Here is a 21,554-nt window from a genome sequence, read left to right on the forward strand (position 1 = left end):
TGCTGGATCTTTTATGCTGAACAAAATTATATCCTGTCAGCAATTCTCAAAACCTATTTATACAAACTTACGATGACAACTTTTGTTGATGACGCCTCTAATTCTATAAAATATTAATCTCTTTTGCCAGGTAACCAGTCAGTGATTCATGGTTGTCATCGAGTTCGGTAATCAGGTAGCTGATGCTTTCGATGTGGCAAACTCTAAGGCGCAGTGCAATATCCAGTTTCTCCGAAATACATAAAACCGCCGTCTTTTTAGCGGCTGCCAACATGGCTTTTTTAAGCTGGTTAATTTCCCAGTAAGTGTCTGTTAAGCCTTCCTCAGGATGAATTGCACTTGTTCCCATCAGGCATAAATCTGCTTTAAGCTCAGAAAGTTGGGTAATTACCTGCCCCCCATAAGTAACTTGAGAGTTTTTTGAAAACAAGCCACCAATTAAAATCACCTCAATGTTATTATACTTCGCCAGTTCTACCGCAACCAGGGGGCTGATGGTAAAAAAAGTGGCTTCGATATTTTGGGGCAATTGTTTAATAAATTCTAAAATGGTTGTGCCACCGCCTGTTAATACCACCATGCCATCTTTAATCAGGTTTACTGCTTTTTTGGCGATGATGATTTTACTATCCCGTGCATAAACGGTGCTGTCATCAAAAGAACTGTGATATGACTTGGATAGCGCACCACCATGAACCTTAAAAAGCAGGCCGTCATCTACCAGTTCTTGAAGGTCTCTTCTGATGGTGTCTTCAGAAACATTGAGCAGTTGAACCAGATCAGAAGTAAGCACACGGTTGTGCAAATTAATCTGGCGCATAATAAAATCGTGGCGTTCTTTTTTGAGCATACAGCGTTTAGTTTTTCGATCGTAAAGATAGGATTTATTTGTTTTGCGTGTTTTTGCGTTTTATTGCAATTATATATCGGGATTGTTATAGTAAAATCTTTATTATTTGTTTTTTAAATGAAAAACATTTATGATATTAGCTAAATATTGGAAAATAATGCGTGATTGTGCGTGTTTGAAGATATAGGCAAACAACAAACTAATCAAACTTAACTAATTTCATTTCATCTTAAACTGGGCAGTTTATGAAAAAAAAACTACTACTAACTATTATGGGTACTTTTTTGTTGCTGGCGCATGCCATAGCGCAACAAATAACCGTTACCGGTAAGGTATCCTCCACCGATGGGCCAATCCCCGGGGTTTCCATTCGGGTAAAGGGAACCACCACTGTTGCACAAACCAATGGCGACGGAAATTACTCGGTAAAAGCATTGAAAAGCGATGTGCTGCAATTTACTTATGTGGGGTTTGCTACGCAAGAACGGTCGGTGGGCACAAATACCAACCTTAATATCACCCTGGTATCAGATGCGGGGAACTTAAGTGAGGTGGTGGTAACGGCGTTTGGCATCAAGCGATCAAAAGATGCATTAGGTTATTCCGCCCAAACATTAAAAGGTTCTGATGTTGCCGATACGCAGCGCGATAACTTTTTGAATGCACTACAGGGGCGTGTTGCAGGTGCAACCATTACACCAACTACCGGTACGCCGGGTGCATCGGCAACAATGGTTATACGTGGCGGGATCTCACTAGATGGCGATAACCAACCACTATTTGTTGTAGATGGTTTGCCAATCTCCAACCGGACGTTTAGTGAATATAACCTGGTTGGTCAAGGTACTTTTAACCGTCAGAATGATTATGGTAACAGGGCTATGGATATCAATCCGGAAGAAATTGAATCGCTAACCATTCTAAAAGGTCCGGAAGCATCCGCTTTATATGGTACAGATGGAGCATCAGGCGCTGTGGTAATTACCACCAGAAGAGCAAAAGCGGGTACGGCAAGAGTCTCTTACAGCAATTCTTTCCGGTTAGAAAACACTTATCGTTATCCGGAAGTGCAAACGGTATATGGAGGTGGAGCAGGTGGAATTTTCGATGATGAGCAACGCACAAGGACATTTTTTGGATCCAAATATCCGGCAAATAAAACGATGTATGATAACATTGGTAGTTTTTACAAAACTGGCTTTACTCAAAAACACAACGCAACAATAGAGGGTGGAAGTGAGAAACTATCGGTCAGAACTACTGTAAGTTATACCGATCAAAAAGGAATTATTCCGGGAACGGCCTATAATACAATTAATGGTAAGATTACAGGTACCTCGAAAATCAGTGAAAAGATTAATATGAATGCCTCTTTAAACCTGATTTCATCCAAAACCGATAAAACATATAAAGGGGTAAGCAGCCCAATGTTAAGTGCACTTTCCTGGCCGCTAACTGATGATATGAGGAATTATTTAACGCCAACCGGAGAAAGAAGAACGGTAGCCGGAAGTTTAAGCGGCGAATTAGATAATCCTTATTGGGGCGTTGAGCGGAATCCAAATTATGATAAAATGAACCGTGTTTTAGGTAATATCGGGTTCGTATATACGCCAAATAACTGGTTGAGTATGCAAGGAAATGCTGGTGCTGATATCTTTTCACAAACGGGTCTTTCTGCATATGATGTTCAGTCTTATGAAGCCAATAAAGCGCAGACCACTAATTCTGGCGGTGGTTTAAATACTTACAATGCAAATGAAAAACTAATTACCGGAAACTTCGTTGCAACGGTGAAAAAAGACTTCGGAAAATTCAAGCCTGTGATCCGCGTAGGTGCCGAAATTAAAGACGATTCGTATCAGGTTAATGCACAATTTGGTACTCGTTTTTATCAGCCCAACTTTTTTAGCATGAACAACATAGACCCTACCACACAGCGGGTGGCCTATACTGATGAGTTAAAACGAAAGTCGGGCTTTTTTGCCAATGCAGAATTAGGTTATGATAATTATTTATACTTAACGCTTTCAGGTCGTCAGGATTTATCATCAACGTTGCCGCAAAAAAATAACACTTTTTTTTACCCGGCTACTTCGCTAAGTTTTGTGTTTTCTAATCTGAATGCGGTTAAAAATCTTGGATGGTTATCTTATGGTAAACTAAGAGGGTCTTGGGGCCAATCTGGTAAAGATGCCCGGGTTGCTTACATTACCAATAATAAATTAGTGGCGCAACAAACTACCGGCGGAGGTTATGCGCTGGATGTTAACATGGGAAATCCAGAACTGCAAGCGGAGTTCACCACGGCAAAAGAATTTGGTGTCGAGCTTGGATTTTTTAATAATCGCCTGTCATTCGATTTTTCATATTATCACAATTTATCAGATAAACAAATTACCGCTCCACGTTTAAGCTACGCATCCGGAGCAGTTCTGCAATACATTAATAGTGGTAAAATTCGCGTTCGCGGGTTTGAGTTACTGGTAAAAGGTACCCCAATCAGAACCGATAAGTTTACATGGGATATTTCTGCAAATGCCTCGAGATCCAGAGGGAAAATTATTTCGCTTCCGGCTAATCAGGATGTTTTTTATGTCTCTGATAGCTGGTTGTTTGATAATGTCAGGGCTCAATATGGCGTTGGTACCTCTATATCAGCTTTTGCGGGGATTGATTATCTAAGAAACAAAGATGGACAATTGCTTATAAATCCAGCCAATGGTATGCCAATTAAGGATACGAACTTTACGCAGATGGGCGATAGAGCACCCGATATTATGATTGGCTTAACCAATAGCTTTACTTACAAAAACTTCAACCTTTCCTTCCTGCTTGATATAAGAAAGGGCGGTGATATTTATAATGCCACAGAATTATACCTGTATTCCAGAGGCTTGTCAAAGTTGAGTACAGATCGTGAGGTTCCCCGGATTATCGCTGGCGTAATGAGAGATGGTTTGGAAAATTCTGCAAATCCAACAAAAAATAACGTGGTCGTTATTCCATACATCACCACTTCTTATTACTCAACATTTTACAACACTGCCGATTTTCTGGAAAAAGATGTGAACTGGCTGAGGCTAAAAGATGTGACGCTCAGTTACAATTTGCCCAAAGATTTATTTGAAAGAAGTAAGGTATTTAAAAGTGCCAATATTTTTGTTACCGGAACGGATTTATTGCTGCTTACCAATTATAAAGGGGTCGATCCATCAGTAAATGGCTTAAGTGCTGCTTCAGGTGGTCTTGGTGGAACCGGGATAGATTTTGGTTCGGTAGGCCTGCCAAGGGGATATAATTTAGGTGTAAGAATAGGTTTTTAATGATTAAAAGATGAAAAAAATATATATACTATTTTCGGTGTTTGCTATATTAATAGCGGCTTCGGGTTGTAAAAAGTATCTGGATGTAAATACTGATCCGGCAACTCCGCAAGAGGTTTCCAGCAAAACTTTAACCCCTCCGTTGTTTGCGCAAATGGAAAGAGGCATTCAATACGATGCAAGGTATTTAGGTGGACTTATCCAATATTTTGGGGGTGCAGTAAATGTAGGAGAGCAACATGGCTGGATTGCTGGAAGTGATAATATGGGTGAGATCTGGAGAACAAATTACTTTGGCTTAGGCGCAAACCTGAATCTGATTATTAACGATTCTGAAGCAAAACAGGAATATAATTATGTAGGTATGGCTCAGGCATTGAAAGCCTGGAGCTGGCAAACTACCACCGATTATCATGGTGATATTATACTAAAACAAGCTTTTGATGTAAACAGATATGTTTATGACTATGATCCTCAACGAGATGTTTATGCCGAAGTGGTGAGGTTGGCGAACGAATCAATCAAAAACTTTAGCAGAACTGATGGGAATGGAACTGTCGCAAAATTTAGTCCTGCAGATTTAATTTACGCCGGAGATAACGCAAAATGGATCAAATTTAACTATGGGGTTTTAGCAAGAAATGCCAATAACCTGGTAAATAAAGCGACTTACGATCCGGCAAAAGTAATCGAATACGTAGATAAATCATTGGCCAGTAATGCAGAAAACTTCATTGTACCCAACACCGGAACCACGGCGCTTAATGGTAATTTCTTTGGACCTCTTCGTGCTAACCTGGCTTCTTACCGACAAACGGCAATCATTGTTGGTTTGCTGGATGGAACTTATCTTTCAAATCCAACAGCATCAGTGATCGACCCTCGTCGTAATAACATGATCACCGCTTCACCAGATTTAATATTTAGAGGATTACCACCTTTTACAATTGATGGTGGTACGGTGCTTGCTAAAAATCAGATTCCAAATCCATGGGGTGCATTGGGAGGCACAAATCCGGGACCAAACCAGGGCAAATATTTATTTAGGGATAACGTTGGTTTTCCAATAATGACTTATACCGAAATGCAGTTTATTAAGGCAGAGGCAGCGTTTAGAAAGGGAGATCTTGCATTAGCTCACACCGCTTATTTGAATGGAATATCATCAAGTATAGATTTTGTAAGTGCATTAGGTACCGCCATTACACCGGCAGAAAAGGCTGCTTATCTCACCAGTGCATCTGTTAAGCAAACGGCTGCAAGCTTAACCATAAGAGATATTATGTTGCAAAAGTATCTTGCCCTTTACGGATATGGATTTGTAGAAACCTGGTGTGATCTGCGTAAATTTAATTACATGGATGGCGATGTAGCTGGCAATAAGCCTTACCTAAATGTTTACCGCTATCCAACAAGCTTCTATGTTGATAATGGAGGGAAGCCTGCACAACGATACCGCCCCCGATATAACTCAGAATATTTATGGAACACAGAATCGTTGAAAAAAATTGGAGCAGATAAAAGTGATTATCACACTTATAAAATGTGGTTCTCTCAACCGTAATTCACTTTAATAAAAGAACAAGATGAAAAAAATATTATATTTTATTGCAGTTGGTATTGGATTATTTGCCGCATGTAAAAAAGGCGACCTGGTAGAAAGTACAGTTTATGAAAAGATTAACCCCGCGGATCCGAAGTATTCTTATATCAAGATTCTGAATCTTACACCTGCTAGTCCGGCGCTAACGTTTTACATGGATGGAAGTAAATTCTCGTCAGCATTATCAACGTTAGGAACTGAAAATGCAGGCTACGCCTATAATGGGCTGTTTCCAGATTTAGGTTATGCAACTACCCGTCCGGGCTCACACACCCTTACCGCTAAAATTATCCCTACAGCTACGGCTGATGCCAATTTGCAGGTTTTCAGTACAACGATAAACCCGCAGGCTGGAAAATATTATACCATTTTTACTACCGGCCAGTATTCAGCCACAGAAAAAAAGATACCATCTTCAGTAATGCTGGAAGATACAAGGCCTGCATTAGATACTTCGAAGGTGTTTTTACGCGTGGTAAACTTGTATAATGGAAGTCCTAATTTGGATTTAACGCGAGATTTGGCAACCGGAACAAAAATAGTAACCAATATTGCTTACGGAACAGCATCAAACTGGGTGGAAATACCAAATATCGGCCCCGGCATAACACCAGTTGTAAAAACATTTTTTAATGTTACAGGAACAACAACTCCGTTAATAGCCGCTGGCTTCAGCCTTACTTTTACTAAAGGCAGGGCATATACAGTGTATCTGCGTGGAGTAGCTGGAAGCACTACCTATCCATTCTCAGCGACAATTTATACTGCTTTTTATTAGAAATTCTCTTAAAGAATAATAAGTAAACGGGCACCGGAATTCTGTATTCTGGTGCCCTCTTTTTTACAATATCTTAAACCCTAAACTCAACTGAAATAAGTTGGGTTTCTGACTGTATTTTTCGCTTTTACTAATGTTCGATAAGCCTGCTTCATAACGTAAATCAACAGAAATAGCGCCAACATCTACACCTGCACCCGCCTGAAGTCCTAATGCCTGATTTTTGTAGTTGTCAAAATCTGTTGCTTGTTGATAAGCAGAACTAAAACTCGAATTTTCATCCAGTATAAATGAAATTACTGGTCCTGCCATTACCCTGAAATTTAAGTTTTTAGCGCCAAATTTAGTTCCAAGCAAAACCGGAACATCCAGTGTAGTAAACCTCACTTTACCTTCTGCAGCAACTTCATTATTGTTGTTGTTGGTAAAGCTGATGAATTTATTGCCTTTACTGCCAATGTAAGCTTCGGGCTGTAGATAGAAACTGGCACCGCCAATACGGGCCCAGGCACCAACCTGGTAACCTAATCTATTTTCTTCACTGGCGAAATCAGCATTAAGTTTTGCCAGGTTTACACCCGCCTTAACCCCGAGGTTAAAGGTTTGCGCTTTCGTTGTTGCCCAACCAAGGGTTAGGAAAACAATAGGGATAATAAATTTTTTCATTTTTTACTTTAAATTTTGTGTGTTATTTAATTGGATACATAACGTGGTTTTAACAAATTTATCGTGCCATGCATTCCTGCCATCTCTAAATTTTTCTGATCAGCAGATAAAAAGATGCCATTGTGAGCAAATATTTTTTACTTTTGCATCAAATAATATCTGCTATGGCTAACTTTCAACTTACCGATGAAACCGCATTCAAAGTAAAAACAAAGTTTTTAAGGAAATACCGCGACTTAGCAAATGAGCCATTGGATTTTACGCCCGGTAAAGAAGATGAGTTGATCTTAGATTTAATGCGATTGGTAAAACGCGACCGCACCTATATCGAATTTACCATTCAAAAAGCACTGGCTGATACCAAAGGCAACAGACTTTAGTCTTCCGCTTTCGTAGAATCATTCTTCTTCTATGCGTAACGCTTTATTTACGCTATACCTCAATAAGTATTTTTAATATTTATCTCTTTTTGTACATTTACACCTGTACGATTAAGAAATTCTATCCGTATAAACGTTTACCATGCTATACAATATAGCATAAAGGGCGATGAGGTCATTTTCTGAATGATTTTATTTCGTGAACACCATTAAATATAGCTGAACCGATGAAAAATTTGAAATATGCTCTTTTAGCCGCAGGATTTAGCATCGCTATATTATCTTTCTCTTTTAAGGAAGATTTATTTCTGGTTTCCAAAAACCTCGATATTTTCGCCTCCCTGTACAAGGAAATCAATATCAACTATGTGGATGACACCAATGCGCCACAATTGATGAAAACCGGCATCGATGCCATGTTGGAGAGTCTTGATCCTTACACTGAATACGTTCCAGAATCTGAAATTGAAGACTATAAGCTTAAATATATCAGTACGCAATATGGCGGAATTGGAGCCAGTACAATTATTATTGATGGCAAACTTTTCATTAATGAGGTTAGCGAAGGTTATCCCGCCGATAAGGAAGAAGTTAAGGCAGGAGATCAGGTAGTTAAAATTAACGGGGTTGAAGTGAAGGGGAAAGAACGTGCGCAGATTAGTCAGCTGCTCCGCGGACCAAAAGGAACGCCGGTAGATTTGATTTTTATGAGGGAGGGAAAAGAATTTACTAAGAAAATTATTCGCGAAGAAATTAAACAGCCCAACGTATCTTATTCGGGCATGGTGGGAGATGGCGTTGGCTATATTAAGCTGGATAAGTTTTTGGAAAATTCAGGGCAGGAGGTTAAAGACGCTTTATTGGCTATCAATAAAGAAAACCCTAAGGGAATTATTTTGGATCTCCGCAATAACGGCGGTGGAATTTTGCAGGAAGCTGTTAAAATTGTAAACCTATTCGTTAATAAAGACCAGTTGATTGTAACCCAGAAAGGTAAAAATATTGAAAAAACGATTGCTTACAAAACGCAGTTACCTCCGGTATCTGTAGATGTGCCATTAGTGGTTCTGGTAAATGTAAATTCAGCTTCGGCCTCAGAAATTGTTGCGGGTTCTTTGCAGGATCTGGATCGGGCAATAGTGGTAGGTCAGCGCAGTTATGGTAAAGGGCTGGTACAGCAAACGTTTAATTTGCCTTATAACAGCATGGTAAAAGTAACGGTTGCAAAATATTATACGCCATCTGGCAGGTGTATCCAGAAGTTAGATTATGCACACCGCAATGCGGATGGAATTGCCGAACGTTTTGCAGATTCTACCATGGTAATGTTTCAAACCAAAGCAGGCAGAAATGTTTATAGTGGCAATGGCGTTTACCCGGATGTGGTGGTGAATGCTGATAAATTGAGTCCGGTTACCATTTCCATGATTAATAAAAATCTGTTTTTCAACTATGCTAATCAGTATAGAAAAAGTAATCCGAAGCTGGAATCTGCAAAAGCCTTTCAAATATCTGATGCAGACTATGTCGCTTTTGTAAATGGACTGGCAGATAAAGATCTCACTTATCAGAACAAAACAGAAAGACTGCTTTCAGATTTACGCATCGAAGCAGAAAAAGAAAATAAATCAGCAGAAGTTAAAGCTGATCTCGAAAATCTGAAATATAAGCTCACCATCTCGAAAAAAACAGATGTAGCTACGCATAAGTCAGAAATTAAAAGAATATTGGAAACCCAAATCATCAGCCGTTACTTCCATGAAAAGGGAAGGATTGAGCAAAGTTTTCAATATGATAAAGAGTTGATTGCAGCGAAAGCTTTATTTGTCAATCAACCACAAATGTTAGCCATTTTAAAAGGTGACGGGAATTATAAAGTGATTGGAAAACCGATCAAAGACAATTCATCGCTTGATTAAATGCCATAATAATTAAAAATGTTTTTACTCCTCGTTCTATTATATATAATTTAGTAAAACGATTTATCAAATACCGATTTACAAACCTCATGAATTTTAAGAAACTTAAACCTATTCTATTCAGTGCTCTCCTCTTATCAGCAAACGTTCATGCTCAAAAAACGAACAGATTAACCCAATTCGTCGATCCGATTATAGGCTCGGCAAAACATGGGCATGTTTTTGTAGGTGCCAATGTTCCTTTTGGCGCGGTTCAGTTAGGCCCGAACAATATTTTTGAAGGTTGGGACTGGTGCAGTGGATACAATTACGTGAGCAATACCATTACCGGTTTTTCTCATACGCATTTAAGCGGTACAGGAATTGGCGATTTAGGTGATATTTCCATCATGCCTGCAACCGGAGAAACCATTTTGCAAAAAGGTAAAAAAGGCGATGACGACAATGGGTATCTTTCTAAATTCTCGCACAAAAATGAAGTAGCTAAAGCTGGTTATTATAGCGTATTGCTAGATAAATATAAAATTAAAGCCGAATTAACCTCTACAGAACGAGTGGGTTTTCATCAGTATACCTTCCCGAAAAATGCTGTGAAACCTCATTTAATTATTGATTTGGTAGAAGGCATAGGATGGGATGAAGCAACAAATACTTCATTTAAACAGGTTGATGCAACAACAATTGTCGGGAATAGAAATTCAAAAGGCTGGGCAACAGATCAGCGTTTATACTTTGTAATTAAATTATCTCAGCCGGTTAAAAACTTTGCCATCTATGAAGATGATCAGTTAAAAAAAGGGCTTGATTTGCAGGCTAAAAAATTGAAAGCAGTAGTTGATTTTGCTTCGATCAATTCGAATAAATTACAAATTAAAGTAGCCATTTCACCCGTGAGCGTTGATAATGCAATGTTAAACTTGCAGACTGAATTGCCAGGATGGGATTTCGCATCAACAGTAAAAGCAGCAGACGCCAAATGGGAAAAAGAATTAACAAAAGTAGTGATAGATGCATCCGCTACCACTAAAAAGATTTTTTATACCGCACTTTTTCATACCATGACTGCACCATCTTTATTTAATGATGTGAACAAAGACTATTTGGGGACAGACAAAAAGGTATATAAAAATGCTGGTTTTAACAACCTGACTACTTTCTCCCTTTGGGATACTTACCGCGCCGCAAACCCTTTGTACACCATTCTTCATCAGGATAAAGTAAGCGACGTTGTAAATACCATGTTGGCGATTTACAAGGAGCAAGGGAAATTGCCGGTTTGGCATTTAATGGGAAATGAAACCAATACCATGGTGGGCTATCATGCCGTACCAGTTGTGGTTGATGCCTATTTAAAAGGTTACCGGGGTTTTGATGCAGATCTTGCTTTTGAAGCAGTAAAACAGTCGGCTATGCAGAAAAAAGATGGTATTGATTACATTCAAAAGCTGAAGTATATTCCTGCCGATAAGGTAAATGAATCTGTTGCAAAAGCATTGGAATATGCCATTGATGATTATTGCATCGCCATGTTTGCAAAGGCTTTAGGCAAAACTGAAGATTACAACTATTACAGCAAAAGAGCAGGTTTATACCGTGAATATTTCGATAAGGATGTTCAGTTTATGAGAGGCAAGTTAGCCGATGGGAAATGGAGATCGCCCTTTAATCCGGTAGCCTCTAAACACCGCGAAGATGATTATACAGAAGGTAATGCCTGGCAATATACCTGGTTGGTGCCTCAGGATGTGGAAGGTTTAATTAGCTTATTTGGTGGCGATAAACCATTTGTAAATAAATTGGATTCATTATTTATCGTTCCTGCTGCACTTGGCGAAAACAGTTCCCCAGATATTTCGGGCTTAATTGGTAACTATGCACAAGGTAACGAACCTGGGCACCATATCCCTTACCTGTATGCATATGCAGGTCAGCCCTGGAAAACAGCAGATTTGATTCGTAAAATCGATCAGGATTTCTATTCAGCAAAGCCTGATGGGTTATGTGGAAATGAAGATGTTGGACAAATGAGCGCCTGGTATATCTTTTCGTCTTTAGGATTTTATCCCGTTAATCCTGCAAATGGTGCTTATGTTTTTGGAACGCCGTTAATTAAAAATGCGACGATTAATTTACCGAATAACAAGACTTTCACCATTAATGTGATGGGTAACAGCGCAGAAAATAAATACATTCAGCGCATATTATTGAATGGGCAGGCTTATACCAAATCGTTTATTTTGCATAAAACCATTGTAGATGGTGGAAATATCAGGATTTACATGGGTAATACGCCATCAAAAGGATGGGGAATAGCTGCAAGCGACCGACCAGTTTCAACTAAATAATTTTTAAACGGGCAATAACCAATTCAAATCTTAAAAATATTCAATTGATGAGGAAATTATTTTTGTCACTTTTGCTTCTTGCAAACCTGACTTCATTTTCACAACAGCGTTACGAATTAAATTCTGGCTGGGTGTGTAGTAACATAAAGGAAGTTAAAGTAGATGGCGTACAGCTATCAAGCACTGGTTTCTCGCTTAATAACTGGATGCCGGCTACGGTTCCGGGAACCGTTTTAACGACTTTGTTAAATAATAAAAAAGTTCCGGATCCATTTTATGGAATGAACAATGAAAAAATTCCTGATGTGTATAATACCGGGAATGATCATTATACTTATTGGTTTGTTAAAGACTTTGCAGAAAAAGCAGTTGGCAATGAGCAGGTATGGTTACAGTTTCGCGGCATTAACTATAAAGCGGAGTTTTACCTGAACGGGAAAAAACTCAATCCAAAAACCCATGAGGGAATGCACATCCGTGCAGAATATAACATTACAAAATTCTTATCGCCAACAGGTAAAAACAGATTAGCGGTGATTGTTTATCCACCGGATTTTCCAGGGAACCCCAATGGGGGCCAGGGTGGAGATGGAACCATAGCAAAAGGTTTAACCACACAATACACCGCTGGCTGGGACTGGATTCAGCCTACCCGTGATCGGAATACCGGAATTTGGGATAAGGTAACCATAGAAAAAACCAAAGCCATTAATTTACGAAATCCACATGTGGTAACTTTGGTTCCAGGTAAAAGGATGCCAACTGGCGTACAAAAGCCCGCAACAATAAAAGTATCCGTAGAGGTAGAAAACCCGACCAATAAAGTGGTTACCGGTGTATTGCAGTATCAGGTGGCTGGTAAAACGATCAGTAAATCTGTTTCATTAGCAGCGGGTAAAAATGCCATTGTAAACTTTGCTGACCTGGCAATTGAAAATCCTAAACTTTGGTGGCCAAGTGGTTATGGTGCACAAAATTTATATGATTTAAAGATTCAGTTTCTTTCAGCTAATCAGGTTTTTGATCAGGAAAATTTGAAAGTTGGTATCAGGCAGATTGATAACCTCTGGAATGAACACACCAAAAGTATGGGCGCTTATGTAAATGGTCAGAAAATCTTTATTAAAGGTGGAAACTGGATTATCTCTGATGCCATGTTGCGTTTTAGCGATGCCCGTTATGATGCCGAGATCAGGTACCATAAAGACATGAATCTGAATTTAATTCGGATCTGGGGTGGCGCAATTCTGGAGCGACCAGAATTTTACAATGCCTGTGATAAATATGGTTTACTGGTTTTTCAGGATTTCTGGTTTAGCGGCGATTGTAATGGACGGTGGGTTGATCCATTAAAGAAAGAAGACCAGTGGACAAGAAGAAATTATCCAGATAACCATCCGTTGGTATTGGATGCGATTGAAGATCAGGTTAAACTGATCCGTAACCATGCTTCCTTAGCTTTCTGGTGTGGAGGAAATGAAATCACTCCTCCTGAAGATATTTTAAATCCCATTAAAAAGGACATTTTGCCGCGTTTAGATGGTACACGTCAATTCTTCGATTTTTCGAATAGTGATGAAATGTCTTTCAATGATATCGGTGGGAACGGCGATGGTCCTTATGGAATTCAGGATCCAAAGAGCTTTTGGAGTACCAAAACATTCCCATATAACTCCGAAGTGGGTTCTGTTGGTGTAGGCGATTATGAATCGTTAGAAAGGTTTATTCCGGCCAAGAACATGATTGCACCGCAGTTTAAAGAAAAGCCGGATTCGGTTTGGGATTATCATAAATATATTGCTTACGAACAATATATCGATCCATACGGAAAGGCGAAAAATGCCAGAGACTTCGCCATGAAGGCACAACTTGTAAATTATGATCAGTACCGTGCGCTGATGGAAGGTTTCTCTAATAAAATGTGGGATTGGTATACCGGTTCTATCATTTGGAAAACGCAAAACCCATGGACAGCACTTCGTGGGCAGATGTACGATTACTACCTTGATCCAAACGCTTGTTTATATGGTTTAAGAAAAGGAAGTGAACCCTTGCATGTGATGATGAATCCTGTCGACAGCATGGTAACTGTGGTAAACAACGGCTTCGCAAATCGTAATAACCTGATGGTGCAGGCAAAAGCGTATGATATGGATGGGAAAGATTATTTCTATTCGCAGGTGTTTAACAGTATTGGTGGTTCATCTGTTCGCAGATTCTTTCCGATGAATGAGTTCTTAAAGAAATTAGATAAGAAGGAAGGTGTGTTCGTGTCGCTTAGAATTTTAGATGAAAAGCAAAATATCCTGAGTGAAAATATCTACTGGATGGCAGATAAAAACGGTGAATACAGCGGATTACAAAAAATAAAATCTGCCCCGTTAAACATCACCGCTGCTAAGAAATCAAACAACAAAGTTGAGGTTACATTGAGCAACAAAAATGGAAATCCGGTTGCGTTTTTTAATCGCATTGCTTTGATAGATAAGCAAAGTGGAAAGCGCATTCTTCCGGCTTTTTATGATGATAACTATGTGAGCATTCTTCCGGGCGAGCATAAAACCATTACGGTAGAATACACTGGTTCTCAGGATAATTTAGCTGTCGAAGTGTATGGCTGGAATGTAGAACGGACAAAAGTACAGATCCAGTAAAATTTTGTCAATTGGGATTTATAATCCCGACTAACCTGGAACAAACCTCGCAGGTTTTTAAAACCTGCGAGGTTTCATCTCATGCAAATCAAATCTTTCTAACAAAAAAGGCGATACGGAAAGTATCGCCTTAATATTTTAAACTTGTATTTCTCTAGCTTACGCCGTGAAGTTTCACTTTTAAGCCGTCCATGTTGTTGTTTAACTGCAACTGACAAGCTAAACGGGAATTTGGCAACAAATCTGGTAAAGTATCCAGCATTGCATATTCGTCGTCGGTCATTTCATTAAGCTTTTCTTCGCCTGCTAAAACATCTACACAGCAGGTAGCACACAAAGCCATTCCGCCACAAGTTGCCAGAATATCATATTCTGAAGCCTTTAAAAATTCCATCAAACTTAAGCCCATATCAGTTGGCGCTTCATGTTCAGTAACTGAGCCATCCGGCTCTTCCATGTATATTGTAATGTTGTTTTCCATTTCGCTCACTTATTAACGCAAACTTAACTAAAACTACAGAGCATTTATAAACACAAATCAAAAAAAATTAAAATTCTGAAACACCGTTTACCGTGGTATATTTCATCGTGTATTTAACACCAGGATTCATGTAAGAATAAGCGCTGTGGCTCATTAATGCAGCCTCATGGAAACCACTTAAAATCAATTTCAATTTATTAGTGTAAGTGTTGATATCACCAATGGCATAAATACCCGGGATGTTGGTAGAATAGTCATCAACATTAACCTCAATTGCACTTTTGCTGATGTTTAAATTCCAACCTTCAATCGGGCCTAACTTCGGACTTAACCCAAACAACGGAATTAAATGATCTGCAGCTACAACTGTTTTTTCCATTGTACGGTTTTGAATAATTTCGACCTGCTCCAATTTATCACTTCCCTGTACGGCTTGTAAATTACTATTCAGGATTAAATTAATTTTTCCGCTTTCTGCTAACGACATTACCTTGGCAACTGAATCTGGCGCACCACGGAAACTCTCGCTTCTGTGAACTAAGGTAAGTTCAGAACAAACTTCTGCCAGGTAAATGGTCCAGTCTAACGCAGAGTCGCCACCACCGGCAATAACCATTTTCTGATCGCGGTATTTCTCCGGATCAAGAATCATGTAGTTAACACCTTTCCCATTTTCAAAATTAGTCAGGTTTTCAACAGCAGGTTTACGGGGTTCAAAGCAGCCTAAACCACCGGCAATTACCACTACCTTGGCTTCGATAATGGTGCCCATATTTGTCGTTAAAACGAAATCTGCTTCACCGCGTTTTTCTAAACCTTCAATGCGCTCACCTAATGTAAATGTAGGATGAAAAGGTTTAGCCTGTTCCATTAAATTATCAACTAATTCCTGGGCTAAAACAGAAGGATAACCTGGAATATCATAGATTGGTTTCTTAGGGTAAATTTCAGAAAGCTGACCGCCAACCTGAGGAAGGTAATCAACTAAATGGCAACGCATTTTCAATAAACCGGCTTCAAAAATGGCAAATAAACCAACCGGACCAGCGCCAATTATGGCTATATCAGTAGAGATCATTCAAAAAAAATTTATGCAAAGTTACAAAATAAAGTATTATCAATTACTCTATTTAGATATATTCTAGATAATTTCGTAAAGCAGTTGTATTCAATATTTTATATGCTTTAACCTAATTAAAAACAAAAGTTAGGCGTTTTTGTATGTTTAAAGCAAATTATAATTGGTCTATGGGTTTTGTAGATTATTTAAATTGTAATGGAACCGGCACCATTTATGAGTTTATTTTATCAGGTGTAATTTTATTAATCTCCGATTATAATTTGGACATGAAGAACCATTAATCCATTATGTCAAAGTCCAAAGATTTCTCGGCTACGCTAGAAATGATCACATCATACTGAAATAAGTCACCTTTTAGCCGTATTCTGACATAAGTTTAATGATCTAACTTGTCATTCGGCTGGTGCACAGCGGAATGGAGAAAACTTTTACTTTAGGGATCTAAGTATAAAGATTAATACATTTTAAACTGCCCCCGTTATTTTGTCTATTGTTCGTTAAAGTTTAGTTAGCACATCGGTTATGATCTAAAATATAGGTCGCAGAGGTTTATTTATTTAGCAGATGAGGATCGGTAAAGTTTCTCATCTGCTAAATTCTTACCAGGTCATTCCTAGATTTTGAAAAACAAAGCTCCAGACATCGGCGGCTTCTTCAATCATCTTAGTGGTTGGTTTTCCTGCTCCGTGTCCAGCTTTTGTTTCAATGCGAATCAACATCGGGTTTTCTCCTTTATATTGCTCCTGCAAGGTAGCTGCAAATTTAAATGAATGTGCGGGTACAACACGGTCATCATGATCTGCCGTGGTAATTAATGTTGCCGGATACTTCACACCTGCTTTAACATTGTGAAGAGGAGAATATTTAATCAGGTATTCGAAATCTTCTTTTTTATCACTGCTGCCATATTCAACAGCCCAACCCCAGCCAACCGTAAATTTATGATAGCGCAACATGTCTAGAACACCCACGGCCGGCAAAGCAACTTTAAAAAGTTCTGGTCGCTGTGTCATACAGGCACCCACTAATAAGCCTCCATTAGAACCGCCAGAAATGGCAATTTTAGATGGATTGGTGTACTTTTCTTTCACCAGGTATTCTGCTGCAGCAATAAAGTCATCAAAAACATTTTGCTTGTTCGCCAGCATCCCGCCCTTGTGCCAGGCTTCTCCATATTCACTTCCGCCACGTAAGCTTGGCTGAACATAAATGCCGCCCTTTTCTAGAAATAACATTCTGGATAGGCTGAAAGCAGGCGTTAAACTAATTTGGAATCCTCCGTAAGCATACAGGTAAACCGGGTTGTTTCCATCCAGCTTTAACCCTTTTTTATGAACAATAAACATTGGTACTTTCGTACCATCCTTCGAAGGATAAAAAACCTGTTTAGTCTCATAATCCTCGGTGTTAAATTTAAGGGCTGATTTTTTATAAAGCGCAGATTCAGCTTTATTTATATTATAACGATAAATGGTACCTGGCGTAGTAAAATTGGTGAAAGTATAGAAGAATTCTTTATCTTCTTTATACCCTCCAAAGCCGCTAACCGTACCAATTGCTGGTAATTTAACTTCGCCAATCTGCTTTCCCGATAGTTCAAATTGAACAATATTAGTGCTGGCATCTTTTAGGTAAGAAGCCCATAGAAAGCCACCGCCACTGCCAACGCCTTCCAGGGGGAGTTTAGATTCAGGAATAATTTTTTGCCAGTTCTTAGGGTCAGGGTTTTTGGGGTCTATCAAAACGACCTGTTTGTTTTCAGCACCTAAATCTGTATTTAGCAGAAGCTTATCTCCATTATTATCTACCACACTATGGTTGTGTTCATAACCTTTTACCAATAGGGAAATTTTGCTATTCGCTTCACTAAGGTCTTGATAATAAAGCGCATTGCCAGATGTTCCGGCATTTGCATAGATGATCAAAAAGCGGTCATCTTCGGTAACGCTCGCTCCAAAATACAGGTTCGGGTTGGTTTTATCTTCAAAAATAAGTTGATCATTTTGCTGAGGATCGCCCAGTTTATGGTAATAGATTTTTTGAAATTTGTTTGCTGCGGATAGATCAGTACCTTTCGCCGGTTCATCGAACTTACTGTAATAGAAGCCATCGTTTTTCCAGGCAGCACCAGAAAATTTAGTCCATTTTAATTCATCAGGCAGCTTTGTTTTAGTGGCAATATCCATCACATAAATATTGCTCCAATCTGAACCTGCCTGTGCTACAGAATAAGCCACATGCTTTTTATCGTGCGAAAATCCAAGCAAAGATATGGCTGCTGTACCATCAGCGGTAAGTTTATTCGGGTCTAAAAAAGTTTCTTCCTTTCCATCTAAGCCCTTTTTGATAAACCAAACGCCTTGGTTTTGTAAACCATCGTTTTTAGTGAAAAAATAATATTCTCCAACTTTAAACGGAGCACTTTCTTTAGGGTAGTTCCAGATTTCAGTGAGTCGCCTTTTAATGTCTTCACGGTACGGAATCTGACTCAAATAGTTTTGGGTAACTTTGTTTTGGGCAATCACCCAGGCTTTAGTTTCTGCTGAGGTATCATTTTCTAACCAGCGATAGGGATCAGCAATCGTTTTGCCAAAATAATTATCGGTGGTATTGTCTTTCTTAGTTTCAGGATATTTCATTAACGTAATTTTTTCTTCAGGTTTTTTACCTTGGTTACAGGCAAAAAGACTTAGCGCAAATAAGCCTAATAAAAGTTTCTTATTCATAGTTGAAGCAATTTATTTACTAATATATGTTTTACCTGTGTTATGATTGCACAGATTGTTGAATTTTACAGATTGCCTGCGGTTAATTATAAGATGCTGAGATTCTACAAATTTAGTTTGTTGTTGGTGATAGAATCTTAAAGTTAATTGCGATACTCTTTATTTTTTAGGCTTTAGGCTTTAGGCTTTTAGCTTTTGCCTTTCAACCTTTAACTCTTTCGCCTTTTTCCTTTACCTTTGAACAATCCATGGATAAAAACATTTATTTCGCTTCTGATTTCCATTTAGGTACGCCAAATTATGCCGAAAGCCGTAAGCGTGAGGAGCTCATTGTGCGTTGGCTGGAATTTATAGCGCCAAATTGCAGTGAATTGTTTTTAATGGGCGATATTTTTGATTTTTGGTTTGAATATGCAAAAGTCATTCCGAAAGGATTTATCCGCTTGCAGGGTAAATTGGCTGCAATGGCAGATGCTGGCATCAAAATCTATTTCTTTAAGGGAAATCATGATATGTGGGTTCGGGATTATTTTACCCGGGAAATTGGCATGCAAATCGTTAGCGATGAATTGATTATCAAGCGGAATAATAAAAAGTTTTACCTGCACCATGGTGATGGTTTAGGGCCGGGAGATGCAAAATATAAATTTCTGAGAAAAATCTTCAGAAGTAAACTCTGTCAATGGCTTTTTGCCCGTCTGCATCCTAATTTCGGAATTGGAATTGCCAGTGGGTGGAGCAAGGGAAGCAGGGCTGCGCAAAAAGAAAAGGAAGTCTTTTTAGGCGAAGACCAGGAATGGTTAGCCATTTATGCGAAAGAACAGTTACAGAAAGAGCATTTCGATTATTTTATTTTCGGACACAGGCATTTGCCACTTGATCTGGATTTAGGAAACGGAAGCCGCTACGTTAACATTGGCGAATGGCTTGAATCTTGCTCTTACGGTGTTTTTGATGGGGTAGACCTCAAACTGAAATATTTTACTTCAACATCGTAAATAGCTTTAACCTTCAAAGCTTTAAATAAACTGTAGGCTTTCAGTTTCAAACTAATTCAGCTTTTTTCCTTATTTTTGCGTTTCCGAAATTTTGGCTTAGGTTAATTGTCGGAAAATTCAATACGAATAATCATATGTTAGATAAATTAGAAGCTATAAAGCTGCGTTGGGAAGATGTAGAAGAATCGTTGAGTAATCCGGATGTAATCCAGGATATGAAACGTTTTGCGGCTTTAAATAAAGAATATAAAGACTTGGGCAAAATTGTGGATGAGTATAAAATCTACAAAAATGTGATGAGCAACATTGATGCAAACAAAGAGATCTTATCGGTTGAAAAAGATGCTGAAATGCGTGAGATGGCCAAGGAAGAGTTAGACATGTTGCTGAAACAACAGGAAGAAATGGAAAGTAACATTCGTTTAATGTTGATTCCAAAAGATCCTGAAGATGCTAAAAATGCTGTTTTTGAGATTCGTGGTGGTACAGGGGGAGATGAAGCTGCCTTATTTGCCGGCGATTTATACCGCATGTATACCCGTTACTTTGAAACTAAAGGCTGGAAAGTAGAAACCGTTGATGTAACTGAAGGTACTGCAGGTGGTTATAAAGAGGTAATTTTAAAAGTGAACGGAGATGATGTGTATGGCCAGCTGAAGTACGAAAGTGGTGTGCACCGGGTACAACGTGTTCCGGATACGGAAACCCAGGGTCGCGTACATACATCTGCAGCATCTGTTGCGGTTTTACCAGAAGCAGAAGAAATTGATTTATACATTAATCCTGCAGATATAGAATTGCAAACCTCTCGTTCTGGTGGTGCTGGTGGACAGAATGTAAATAAGGTAGAAACTAAAGTGCAGTTAACGCACAAGCCTTCCGGCCTTGTGGTGGTTTGTCAGCAAGAGCGTTCTCAATTGGGAAACCGTGTAATTGCAATGGAAATGTTGCGGAGTAAATTATACGATATCGAGTTGCAGAAAAAGAATGGTGATATTGCCGCAAAACGTAAAACGATGGTGTCTACTGGTGACCGTTCTGCTAAGATTAGGACTTACAATTATCCCCAGGGTCGTGTTACCGAACACCGCATTGGTTTAACAATGTATAACCTGCCAACCATCATGGATGGAGAAATTCAGGAAATTATCGATGCACTTCAATTTGCTGAAAATGCAGAAAAAATGCAGGAAGGTGCTGTAGGATAGTGGATTGCGATTATTTTAAAAAAAAATTTGCAATTAGAGATATTGTCCCTATATTTGCAACCTCGAAAGGGGAAAGAGGTTTAAACTTTTAAAAAGCAAACAATAGGAGTGGTAGTTCAGCTGGTTAGAATGCCTGCCTGTCACGCAGGAGGTCGCGGGTTCGAGTCCCGTCCATTCCGCAACAAAACCCTCAACTTGAAAAAGTTGAGGGTTTTTTGTTTTAGGTGGATTTTTGATTTTCTAAATACTTACCATCACTTCTTTAAATAGTTTTTTAATCACGCCGATCTCGCTGGCATATTGTGTCTTTTTTCTGCTCCCGAAATAAAGTGTGTTTTTTAACTTTTCCTTTCCTTCCCAAATCACGGATCAAGCGGAATTCTTGGGGGGGATAATTTTAAGCATATATCTTTGAGAGCCTGAACAGGAAGAATTTCACATCACGTACCCCTCTGGAAGTAGCCCTGAATGCCTTGACCTTTGCATTGAAAGACTCTGCCGATGCATTTGTCGCCCTGTTGATAAAGAAGTTCAGGATG

The 21,554-nt window shown here is 39.0% G+C and carries 15 protein-coding genes and 1 tRNA gene; 10 read left to right on the plus strand and 6 right to left on the minus strand.

What is annotated here, in order from left to right:
• Window positions 1-103: 103 nt before the first annotated feature.
• Window positions 104-850: a DeoR/GlpR family DNA-binding transcription regulator gene (locus GJU39_RS21420; protein ID WP_154283050.1), complete on the minus strand. Its 747-nt coding sequence runs from the start codon at window positions 848-850 to the stop codon at window positions 104-106.
• Window positions 851-1,095: 245 nt separating this feature from the next.
• On the opposite strand from GJU39_RS21420, the gene GJU39_RS21425 reads away from it, so the two are divergent.
• Genes GJU39_RS21425 through GJU39_RS21435 form a run of 3 tightly spaced genes read left to right on the plus strand, consistent with a single transcriptional unit; the run spans window position 1,096 to window position 6,557 of the window.
• Complete coding sequence (locus GJU39_RS21425; protein WP_154283051.1) at window positions 1,096-4,176, plus strand: SusC/RagA family TonB-linked outer membrane protein; 3,081 nt, start codon at window positions 1,096-1,098, stop codon at window positions 4,174-4,176.
• 10 nt (window positions 4,177-4,186) lie between these two features.
• Window positions 4,187-5,740 (plus strand): SusD/RagB family nutrient-binding outer membrane lipoprotein, encoded by a 1,554-nt coding sequence (locus GJU39_RS21430; RefSeq protein ID WP_154283052.1) that lies wholly within the window; start codon window positions 4,187-4,189, stop codon window positions 5,738-5,740.
• Between the two features lie 22 nt (window positions 5,741-5,762).
• Complete coding sequence (locus GJU39_RS21435; RefSeq protein WP_154283053.1) at window positions 5,763-6,557, plus strand: DUF4397 domain-containing protein; 795 nt, start codon at window positions 5,763-5,765, stop codon at window positions 6,555-6,557.
• A gap of 63 nt (window positions 6,558-6,620) precedes the next feature.
• On the opposite strand, the gene GJU39_RS21440 is transcribed toward GJU39_RS21435, so the two are convergent.
• Window positions 6,621-7,223, minus strand: coding sequence for a porin family protein (locus tag GJU39_RS21440; protein ID WP_154283054.1), 603 nt, complete (start codon window positions 7,221-7,223; stop codon window positions 6,621-6,623).
• Between the two features lie 164 nt (window positions 7,224-7,387).
• Here GJU39_RS21440 and GJU39_RS21445 point away from each other — a divergent pair, with 164 nt between their 5' ends.
• From GJU39_RS21445 to GJU39_RS21460, 4 genes are all read left to right on the plus strand, one after another.
• Entirely contained in the window at window positions 7,388-7,603 is a 216-nt protein-coding gene (locus GJU39_RS21445; RefSeq protein WP_154283055.1) for a hypothetical protein, read from the plus strand.
• A 227-nt stretch (window positions 7,604-7,830) separates the two neighbouring features.
• On the plus strand, window positions 7,831-9,522 hold the full coding sequence (locus GJU39_RS21450; protein ID WP_154283056.1) for a S41 family peptidase: 1,692 nt from the start codon (window positions 7,831-7,833) through the stop codon (window positions 9,520-9,522).
• An 89-nt stretch (window positions 9,523-9,611) separates the two neighbouring features.
• A complete protein-coding gene (locus GJU39_RS21455) occupies window positions 9,612-11,867 on the plus strand; it encodes a GH92 family glycosyl hydrolase (protein ID WP_154283057.1) in 2,256 nt (751 codons plus the stop codon).
• A gap of 47 nt (window positions 11,868-11,914) precedes the next feature.
• Window positions 11,915-14,521, plus strand: coding sequence for a glycoside hydrolase family 2 protein (locus GJU39_RS21460; RefSeq protein WP_154283058.1), 2,607 nt, complete (start codon window positions 11,915-11,917; stop codon window positions 14,519-14,521).
• Window positions 14,522-14,675: 154 nt separating this feature from the next.
• On the opposite strand, the gene GJU39_RS21465 is transcribed toward GJU39_RS21460, so the two are convergent.
• From GJU39_RS21465 to GJU39_RS21475, 3 genes are all read right to left on the minus strand, one after another.
• A complete protein-coding gene (locus GJU39_RS21465) occupies window positions 14,676-15,002 on the minus strand; it encodes a 2Fe-2S iron-sulfur cluster-binding protein (RefSeq protein ID WP_154283059.1) in 327 nt (108 codons plus the stop codon).
• A gap of 67 nt (window positions 15,003-15,069) precedes the next feature.
• On the minus strand, window positions 15,070-16,080 hold the full coding sequence (locus GJU39_RS21470; RefSeq protein WP_154283060.1) for an NAD(P)/FAD-dependent oxidoreductase: 1,011 nt from the start codon (window positions 16,078-16,080) through the stop codon (window positions 15,070-15,072).
• Window positions 16,081-16,682: 602 nt separating this feature from the next.
• A complete protein-coding gene (locus GJU39_RS21475) occupies window positions 16,683-18,809 on the minus strand; it encodes a prolyl oligopeptidase family serine peptidase (protein WP_154283061.1) in 2,127 nt (708 codons plus the stop codon).
• Between the two features lie 248 nt (window positions 18,810-19,057).
• Here GJU39_RS21475 and GJU39_RS21480 point away from each other — a divergent pair, with 248 nt between their 5' ends.
• The 3 genes from GJU39_RS21480 to GJU39_RS21490 all read left to right on the plus strand — a co-directional run bounded on the left by GJU39_RS21480 (window position 19,058) and on the right by GJU39_RS21490 (window position 21,194).
• A complete protein-coding gene (locus GJU39_RS21480; protein ID WP_154283062.1) occupies window positions 19,058-19,807 on the plus strand; it encodes a UDP-2,3-diacylglucosamine diphosphatase in 750 nt (249 codons plus the stop codon).
• A gap of 134 nt (window positions 19,808-19,941) precedes the next feature.
• Window positions 19,942-21,015: a peptide chain release factor 1 gene (gene prfA / locus GJU39_RS21485; RefSeq protein WP_154283063.1), complete on the plus strand. Its 1,074-nt coding sequence runs from the start codon at window positions 19,942-19,944 to the stop codon at window positions 21,013-21,015.
• Between the two features lie 105 nt (window positions 21,016-21,120).
• Window positions 21,121-21,194 (plus strand) — tRNA-Asp (locus GJU39_RS21490).
• A gap of 218 nt (window positions 21,195-21,412) precedes the next feature.
• Here the strand turns inward: GJU39_RS21490 and GJU39_RS21495 are convergent.
• A complete protein-coding gene (locus GJU39_RS21495; RefSeq protein ID WP_456238481.1) occupies window positions 21,413-21,553 on the minus strand; it encodes a transposase in 141 nt (46 codons plus the stop codon).
• Window position 21,554: the final 1 nt, after the last annotated feature.

Source organism: Pedobacter petrophilus (genome assembly GCF_009674725.1).
GTDB lineage: Bacteria > Bacteroidota > Bacteroidia > Sphingobacteriales > Sphingobacteriaceae > Pedobacter > Pedobacter petrophilus.